This is a genomic window from Micrococcus sp. APC 4021, from assembly GCF_030407635.1.
Lineage (GTDB): Bacteria > Actinomycetota > Actinomycetes > Actinomycetales > Micrococcaceae > Micrococcus > Micrococcus luteus.
The window spans coordinates 1-8,123 of the sequence record NZ_JASDCZ010000101.1 but is presented as its reverse complement, the minus strand read 5'-3'; the positions used below and the strand labels follow the sequence as shown (position 1 = coordinate 8,123).

Annotated in this window: 8 protein-coding genes and 1 pseudogene; 5 read left to right on the top strand and 4 right to left on the bottom strand. The window is 72.3% G+C overall.

The window, feature by feature from the left end:
- The 4 genes and pseudogenes from QL983_RS08950 to pgsA form a co-directional block, all read left to right on the top strand.
- Positions 1-856: pseudogene (locus QL983_RS08950) on the top strand (OB-fold nucleic acid binding domain-containing protein); the annotation flags it as partial.
- 109 nt (positions 857-965) lie between these two features.
- Positions 966-2,984, top strand: a complete 2,019-nt coding sequence (thrS, locus tag QL983_RS08945) for a threonine--tRNA ligase (protein WP_036340809.1) — start codon at positions 966-968, stop codon at positions 2,982-2,984.
- Positions 2,981-3,661, top strand: a complete 681-nt coding sequence (locus tag QL983_RS08940) for an HIT domain-containing protein (RefSeq protein ID WP_144919265.1) — start codon at positions 2,981-2,983, stop codon at positions 3,659-3,661. Before thrS ends, QL983_RS08940 begins: the two co-directional genes overlap by 4 nt.
- Positions 3,661-4,272 carry a phosphatidylinositol phosphate synthase gene (gene pgsA / locus QL983_RS08935; protein ID WP_144825979.1) on the top strand — a complete coding sequence of 204 codons (612 nt, stop codon included), beginning with the start codon at positions 3,661-3,663 and terminating at the stop codon, positions 4,270-4,272. Before QL983_RS08940 ends, pgsA begins: the two co-directional genes overlap by 1 nt.
- A gap of 25 nt (positions 4,273-4,297) precedes the next feature.
- On the opposite strand, the gene QL983_RS08930 is transcribed toward pgsA, so the two are convergent.
- Genes QL983_RS08930 through QL983_RS08920 form a run of 3 tightly spaced genes read right to left on the bottom strand, consistent with a single transcriptional unit; the run spans position 4,298 to position 6,213 of the window.
- Positions 4,298-4,816, bottom strand: coding sequence for an aminoacyl-tRNA deacylase (locus QL983_RS08930; protein WP_269295549.1), 519 nt, complete (start codon positions 4,814-4,816; stop codon positions 4,298-4,300).
- A gap of 7 nt (positions 4,817-4,823) precedes the next feature.
- Positions 4,824-5,282: a SufE family protein gene (locus QL983_RS08925; protein ID WP_020624761.1), complete on the bottom strand. Its 459-nt coding sequence runs from the start codon at positions 5,280-5,282 to the stop codon at positions 4,824-4,826.
- 37 nt (positions 5,283-5,319) lie between these two features.
- The gene (locus QL983_RS08920; RefSeq protein WP_144818452.1) at positions 5,320-6,213 is read right to left on the bottom strand and encodes a sulfurtransferase; all 894 of its coding nucleotides are present in this window, start codon (positions 6,211-6,213) and stop codon (positions 5,320-5,322) included.
- A 223-nt stretch (positions 6,214-6,436) separates the two neighbouring features.
- Here QL983_RS08920 and zapE point away from each other — a divergent pair, with 223 nt between their 5' ends.
- Positions 6,437-7,492: a cell division protein ZapE gene (gene zapE / locus QL983_RS08915; protein ID WP_036340820.1), complete on the top strand. Its 1,056-nt coding sequence runs from the start codon at positions 6,437-6,439 to the stop codon at positions 7,490-7,492.
- A 74-nt stretch (positions 7,493-7,566) separates the two neighbouring features.
- Here the strand turns inward: zapE and QL983_RS08910 are convergent.
- A partial coding sequence (locus QL983_RS08910) for a GNAT family N-acetyltransferase (protein ID WP_290152388.1) occupies positions 7,567-8,123 on the bottom strand: 557 nt, incomplete at its 5' end.

Below are 8,123 nucleotides of genomic sequence, written 5' to 3'. Positions count from 1 at the left end.
CCTCCCGCACCGACCTCGTCCACCACCTCGAACTCCAGCACTCCACCACCCGCGGACCGCGAGCGCGGGGCGGTGCGGCCGTCCACGGCAGGTGGAGGGCCAGATGGCCCTGGACCTGCCGGACACCGAGCTCACCGCCCTCGCCCCGCTCTTCCCGGACCCGGCCCCGGCCGCCCGGGTCCGCACCGAGCTGGAGCTCACCGCCCTGGACGTCACCGCCCACCTCATGGACTCCCACGCCCCGTACCTGGACGCGCTCGGCGTCACCCGGGCGAAGGACCTGCTCGGGCTGCGCACGCAGTCCCGGGTGCTCGTGGCCGGGGTGCGTGTGGCCACCCAGACCCCGCCCATGCGCAGCGGCAAGCGGGTGGTGTTCCTCTCCGTGGACGACGGCACCGGCTGCGTGGACGCCTCCTTCTTCACCGAGGCCCAGCACGCCTCCGGGGAGATGCTCTTCTCCGCGCGCCTCCTGCTGATCGAGGGCACCGTCCGGCGCACCGGCGGCCGGGCCGTGTCCGTCCAGGCCGTGCGCGCCTGGGACCTGCACCGACCCCAGACGCTCCCGGACCCCGACTACCTGGACGCCACCCGGCAGCAGTGGCGGGACTGGCTCGCGGCGGACCGCCGAGCCGCCGCCGCGCGCCGCAGCGGCCGGGCGGGCACCGGGGCGCAGCCCCTGCCGGACATCCCGCACCACGGCACGGGCGGTTGGCCCGTGAAGGTGCGCACCGACGTCGGGCCGGCCGGCGGGGCCCGCCCCGGCCGCACGGCACCCGATCGGCCCGCTCCGGAGCACACCCCGATCCCGGTGCCCCACCCGGAGACGTGGGAGCTGCTGCCCACCCCGGACAGATGAGACCGTCCGCCTCCGTGCCCCGCCGTCCGGCCGCGCCCCTAGAATGGGACGCGGCCGACGGTGGCCCCCGTACGCCACCGATCCCGAAGCCAGACCTCGAAGGAGCACCGTGTCGGAGCCGAAGAACATCCTGCTGACCGTGGACGGAGAGCTGCGGGAGGTGACGCACGGCACCACCGGCCTCGACCTCTTCCGCGAGAAGCCGACCACCGCCGTGATGCGGGTGGACGGCCTGCTCTGGGACCTGGCCCGCGAGATCCCCGCCGGCGCGTCCGTCGAATCGGTGGACATCACGGAGCCCGAGGGACTCGAGGTGCTGCGGCACTCCACCGCCCACGTGATGGCCCAGGCCGTGCAGCAGCTGCGCCCGGGCGCCAAGCTCGGCATCGGCCCGTACATCACGGACGGCTTCTACTTCGACTTCGACGTCGACGAGCCCTTCACCCCCGAGGACCTCAAGCAGATCTCCTCGCTCATGCAGAAGATCGTGAAGTCCGGCCAGACCTTCCGCCGCCGCGTCGTGGACGAGGAGACCGCCCGCGCCGAGATGGCGAACGAGCCCTACAAGCTCGAGCTGCTCGGCAAGAAGGACGCCGCGGACACCGCCGGCGAGGGCGCCTCCGTGGAGGTCGGGGCCGGGGAGATCACCATCTACGACAACGTGGACCGCAAGACCGGCGACGCCGTGTGGTGCGACCTCTGCCGCGGCCCGCACCTGCCCTCCACCAAGCTCATCGGCAACGGCTTCGCGCTCACCCGCTCCGCCGCCGCCTACTGGCTCGGCAACGAGAAGAACAAGCAGCTGCAGCGCATCTACGGCACCGCCTGGGCCAGCAAGGACGACCTCAAGGCCTACCAGGAGCGCCTCGCCGAGGCCGAGCGCCGCGACCACCGCAAGCTCGGCGCCGAGCTGGATCTCTTCTCCTTCCCGGACGAGCTCGGCTCCGGCCTGCCCGTGTTCCACCCGCGCGGCGGCATCATCCGCAAGGAGATGGAGGACTACTCCCGTCGGCGCCACACCGAGGCCGGCTACGAGTTCGTCTACACCCCGCACATCACCAAGCAGCACCTCTACGAGGTGTCCGGCCACCTCGACTGGTACGCGGACGGCATGTTCCCGCCCATGCACATCGACGAGGTCCGTGATCCCGAGACCGGCGAGATCACGCGCCAGGGGCAGAACTACTACCTCAAGCCGATGAACTGCCCCATGCACAACCTGATCTACCGCTCCCGCGGCCGGTCCTACCGTGAGCTGCCGCTGCGGCTGTTCGAGTTCGGCTCCGTGTACCGGTACGAGAAGTCCGGCGTGGTCCACGGGCTCACGCGCGTGCGCGGCATGACCCAGGACGACGCCCACATCTACTGCACCCGCGAGCAGATGAAGGAGGAGCTGACCACCACGCTCAACTTCGTCCTCGACCTGCTCAAGGACTACGGCCTCAACGACTTCTACCTCGAGCTCTCCACGAAGGACCCGGAGAAGTTCGTCGGCTCCGACGAGATCTGGGAGGAGGCCACCCGCACCCTCGCCGAGGTCGCGGAGGCCTCCGGTCTGCAGCTCGTCCCGGATCCGGGCGGCGCCGCGTTCTACGGCCCGAAGATCTCGGTCCAGGCCCGGGACGCCATCGGCCGTACGTGGCAGATGTCCACCATCCAGCTGGACTTCAACCTGCCCGAGCGCTTCGACCTCGAGTACCAGGCCGCCGACGGCACCCGTCAGCGCCCCGTGATGATCCACCGCGCCCTCTTCGGCTCCATCGAGCGCTTCCTGGGCGTCCTCACCGAGCACTACGCCGGCGCGTTCCCGGCCTGGCTTGCCCCGGAGCAGGTCGTGGCCATCCCGGTGGCCGAGGCATTCAACGACTACCTGGACGACGTCGTCGCGAAGCTGCGCGCCGAGGGGATCCGGGCGCGCCTGGACGACTCCTCGGACCGCTTCCCGAAGAAGATCCGCACCGCGGCCAAGGAGAAGGCGCCGTTCGTGCTGATCGCCGGCGGCGAGGACAGGGAGGCGGGCGCCGTGTCCTTCCGCTTCCGCGACGGCACCCAGGACAACGGCGTGCCGGTGGAGGAGGCGATCGAACGCATCGTGAAGGCGGTGCGCGAGCGCGAGGTCACCCCATGACCAGCCCCGGCACCGGCGGATCCGACGCGCGGGCGCAGGCCCGCGCGTCGGCGGACGCCGCCGCCACGGACGGCTTCGAGCTGCCCGGCGCCCCGGACGCCTTCGAGCGGTTCTGGAACGCCCACCGCATGGCGTACGTGTCCAAGGGGACGGGCCAGGTCAAGGACGAGCACACCTGCCCGTTCTGCGCGGCCCCGCAGCGCGACGATGAGGACTCCCTCATCGTCCACCGCGGCCGCACCGCCTACGTGGTGCTGAACCTGTACCCGTACAACCCCGGTCACCTGCTCGTCTGCCCCTACCGCCACGTGCCCCTGTACACGGACACCACCACGGAGGAGGTCGCCGAGATGGCGGAGCTGACCCAGACGGCGATGCTGGCCCTCGGCCAGGCCGCCGGCGCGTCCGGCTACAACCTCGGCATGAACCAGGGGGCGGTGGCCGGCGCCGGGATCGCAGCCCATCTGCACCAGCACGTGGTGCCGCGGTGGACCGGCGACGGCAACTTCCTGCCGATCATCGCCCGGACCAAGAACATGTCGCAGACCCTGGGGGAGACCCGGCAGATCCTCGCGGACGTCTGGGACCGGGCCGCCCAGGACCACGGTGTGCGCCAGGCGGCCAACGCCCGTGCCGCGGCCGAGCATCCTCGCCCGGGGGCCGGAGACCCCGCCTGATGCTGGACCGTCACGCGCGCGGCGTCACCACCCGCCTGTTCACCCCGGTGGCCCGTACGCTCCTGCGGGCCGGGGTCAGTCCGGACACCGTGACGGTCGTCGGCACGCTCGGCGTGAGCCTGGGCGCGCTCGTGCTCTTCCCCCTGGGGCACCTGTTCTGGGGCACGCTCTTCATCACCGCGTTCGTGTTCTCGGACCTGGTGGACGGGATCATGGCGCGCGAGGCCGGGTCCACCGGCCGCTGGGGCGCGTTCCTCGACTCCACCCTGGACCGCGTGCAGGACGCGGCCGTGTTCCTCGGGCTGTGCCTGTGGGGCTTCGGCGTCGGCGCCGCACCCGCGGTCGGCGCGCTCTCCGGGGCCTGCCTCGCCCTGGGCATGCTCGTCTCCTATGTGCGTGCCAAGGCGGAGGCCCTCGGCTGGAGCGCGCACGTGGGCATCGCCGAGCGCGCCGAACGGCTCGTGGTCACCCTCGTGGTCGCCGGTCTCACCGGCCTCGGTCTGCCCCCGGTCGTCCTGGCCGTCACCTTGGGGCTGCTCGCTGCCGCGTCCCTGGTCACCGTCGGCCAGCGCATGGCCGCGGTGCGCCGCCAGGCGCGCGACGACGCCTGACCGGCCCGGCCGCAGGACCCGCCCGTCAGCCCGCCGCGATCTCCGCGACGACGGCGCCCGTCACCTGCACGAGGTCGGCGGGCGCGATCTCCACATCCAGGCCGCGTTGCCCGCCGGAGACGTACATGAGCTCCGCGTCGAGAGCGGAGGAGTCCAGGACGACGGGGTGGGGCCGGCGCTGGCCCAGGGGCGAGACGCCACCCCGCACGTAGCCGGTCCGGCGTTCGACGACGGCCAGATCGGCCAGGGCGAGCCGCTTGACGCCCAGCACCGCGGCGGCGGCCCGCAGGTCCAGCTGACCGGACACGGGCACCACGCACGCCGCGAGCGCACCGTCGGGGTCCGCCACCATCAGCGTCTTGAACAGTCGGTCGGCGGGCACGCTGAGCGCCCGGGCGACCTGGACGCCGAACCGCTCGCCGCCGGCGTCGAGGGCCACGTCGAAGGTGTGCAGCCGGTACGGGACCCCGGCGGCCTCGAGAGCGGCGACGGCCGGCGTGGCCGCCCCGTTCCGGGCGCCGCGATCCTTCTTGCGCTGGCCCACGGCGGACTCAGGCGATCCCGGCCTGCTCGCGGACGTTGCGCTTGATGCGGCCGAGCATGGCGGACATGCCGCGCAGGCGCAGGGGGGTGAGGGCCTTGGCCAGGCCGAGGCGGGTGGGGATGTCTTCGGGCACGTCCACGACCTCGAGGGCGCTCAGCCCGTCCAGGCCCTGGGTGAGCACGGAGGCGAAGCCGCGCGTGGTGGGCGCCTCCGGGGGAGCGGTGATGAAGAGGCGGACCGGGGCCTGCGGGCCGGGCTCACCCTCGAGTTCGACGGCCAGGAACAGCGGGGTCTGACACTCCACGACCTGCTCCATCTCGGCCTCGTGGCCGTCGTAGCGCTCCGGCAGCGCCGGCAGCTCGTCCGAGAACTCCAGCAGCAGCTCGAGCTTCTCGGGATCGGGCACCCCGGCGAAGTCGTCGATGATCTCGGCCAGGGCGGCGGGCACGGCGTGGTTCTCGGTCATGGTGTCCCAGTCTAGTGATCCACGCCGTGCCGGGGGCTCAGCGCGCGGGGGCCTCGCCCGGCTCTTCGCCGACGGCGATCGGCAGGCGCACGGCGTTGCCCCACTCGGTCCAGGAGCCGTCGTAGTTGCGGACGTCCTCGTGGCCGAGCAGGTACTTGAGCACGAACCAGGTGTGGGAGGAGCGCTCGCCGATGCGGCAGTAGGCGATCACGTCGTCACCCTCCCGCAGCCCGGCGTCGGTGCGGTAGACCTGCTCCAGCTCGGCGCGGGACTTGAAGGTGCCGTCCTCGTTGGCCGCGGACGCCCACGGCACGGACGCCGCCGTGGGGATGTGGCCGCCGCGCAGGGTGCCCTCCTGCGGGTAGCCGGCCATGTGCGTGGTCTCGCCCGTGTACTCGGGACGGGAGCGGACGTCGATCAGCGGGGTGGTCCCGATGGCCTGCAGGACGTCCTCGCGGGCGGCGCGATCGGTGTGGTCGTCGCGCTCGATCACCGGGTACTCCGCGCGGGCCACGGTCGGGACCTCGCGGGTGGTCTCGCGTCCCTCCGCGATCCACTTGTCACGGCCGCCGTCCATCAGGCGCAGGTCCTCATGGCCGTAGAGGGTGAACACCCACAGCGCGTAGGCGGCCCACCAGTTGGACTTGTCGCCGTAGAACACCACGGTGGTGTCCCGGGAGATCCCCTTGGAGGCGGCGAACTCGGCGAAGGCCTCGGGGCCGACGAAGTCGCGGGTGACGGGGTCGTTGAGCTCGGTGTGCCAGTCGACGCGCTGGGCGCCGGGGATGTGGCCGGTGGAGTAGAGGAGAGCGTCCTCGTTGGACTCGAGGACCACGACGTCCTCGTCGCCGACATGGTCGGCGACCCACTGCGTGGACACCAGCTTCTCGGGGTGGGCGTACTCGGAGAACTTCGCGGCGGTATCGGTCATGGCACTGCCTTCCTTCGCGTCGGGGCGGGCCCGCACGGGCCCGGGGCGGGCGGCACGACGACGGCGGGTTCCGTGTCCGTGCCCTGCGCGACAGATTACGGCACATCGGTGTCACGTAAGAGGGTAGGGGCCCCTCAGTCCGGGACACGCGAGGTCACATGGGTCGGGTCCGCGGCCCGATAGCATGGCCCGGAATCCCCGTCGTCGACCCTGGGAGTGTCCCGTGGCTCAGATCGTCCACCTCGCCGACCGTTCGCCGCAGGTCACCCCGGACCAGCTGCTGGCCGGCTTCCACCCGTCGTACCGCTTCGGCACGGTGTCCTTCGACACCTACATCCCGGACCCCGCGCACCCCTCGCAGGCACAGGCCGTGGAGCGGCTGCGCCGGTTCGCGGCAGACCTCGGCCGGGGCGGTTCGGGCGGCGGGTTCCTCGGCGGCCTGTTCGGCGGGAAGAAGCGGGCGGCAGGGCCGGCCGGCATTTACCTCGACGGCGGCTTCGGCGTCGGCAAGACCCACCTGCTGGCCTCGACGTGGCACGCGGCCCCCGGGCCCAAGGCGTTCGGCACGTTCGTGGAGTACACCAACCTCGTGGGCGCCCTGTCCTTCCGCAAGGCGGTGGACGAGCTCAAGGAGTACACCCTCGTGTGCATCGACGAGTTCGAGCTCGACGACCCGGGGGACACCGTGCTGATGTCCCGCCTCATGCGCGAGCTGGCCGACGCCGGCGTGCGCCTGGTGGCGACCTCCAACACCCTGCCGGGCTCGCTCGGCGAGGGGCGCTTCGCGGCGCAGGACTTCAAGCGCGAGATCCAGGTCCTGGCCGACCAGTTCGAGGTCATCCGCGTGGACGGCGAGGACTACCGCCACCGCGGCCTCTCCGCCGCCCCGTCGCCGCTGGACGACGCCGCCGTCGAGGCCACCGCCCAGGAGAACTTCCCCGACGCGGGTGTGCTCGCCGTGGACGACTTCGCGGACCTCACCGCGATGCTCTCCCGCGTGCATCCCTCCCGCTACCGCGAGCTCGTCAAGGACGTGGACGTGCTCGCCCTCCACGACGTGCACACCATCACGGAGCAGGCCACGGCCCTGCGCTTCGTGGTGTTCGCGGATCGCCTGTACGACAAGGACGTGCCCGTCCTCGCCTCCGGTGTGCCCTTCGACGCCCTGTTCACGCAGGAGATGATGCACGGCGGCTACATGAAGAAGTACTTCCGCACGGTCTCCCGCATGACCGCCCTGGTCCGGGAGGGCCAGACGGGGGTGGCCGAGCACAAGTGAGCCACCGCCCCTGACCGGCACGACGACGGCGCGCACCGAGGCGGGTGCGCGCCGTCGCCGTGTGCGGGGCCGGGTCAGCGTGCGTCGCGGAAGTACAGCGCCGCCCGCTTGCCCGGCAGCTCGACCTCCCGGTCCACCGTGAAGCCCAGAGCCCGGGCGGTCTTCACGGCCCGCGTGTTGCGGACGTCCGGCTCGATCACGAGCCGACGCGTGCCGGGGCGTGCGCCCAACCAGTCCACAATGCTCCGGTAGGCCGTGGCGCGGGCGCGCCCCTGCAGGCCGCCGGGGGCGGTGATGAAATGGAATCCGAGGTCCCCGTCCCGCACCTCGTAGGCGCCGCCGACCTCCTCCGCGCGAGGGTCGTAGGTCTGCACGAGGGCCACGAGGGTCCCGCCGTGCCACACGAGGTGGTTCGCGTGGGTGGGCTGGAACTCGAGGAAGTCGTAGACCTCCTCGACGTCCTGCACGCTGTGCCCGCGCATCCCGTAGAACTCCGCCCGCGGCTCCGTGACGAGTGCGTGGATCAGCGGGGCGTCCAGGGCCGGGCGGACGCGCGTCATGGTCAGGCCCAACGCCCCGACGCCGACCTCGGCCACGATGCGTCCCGGAGGGGCCCCGCCGGGGACGGAGC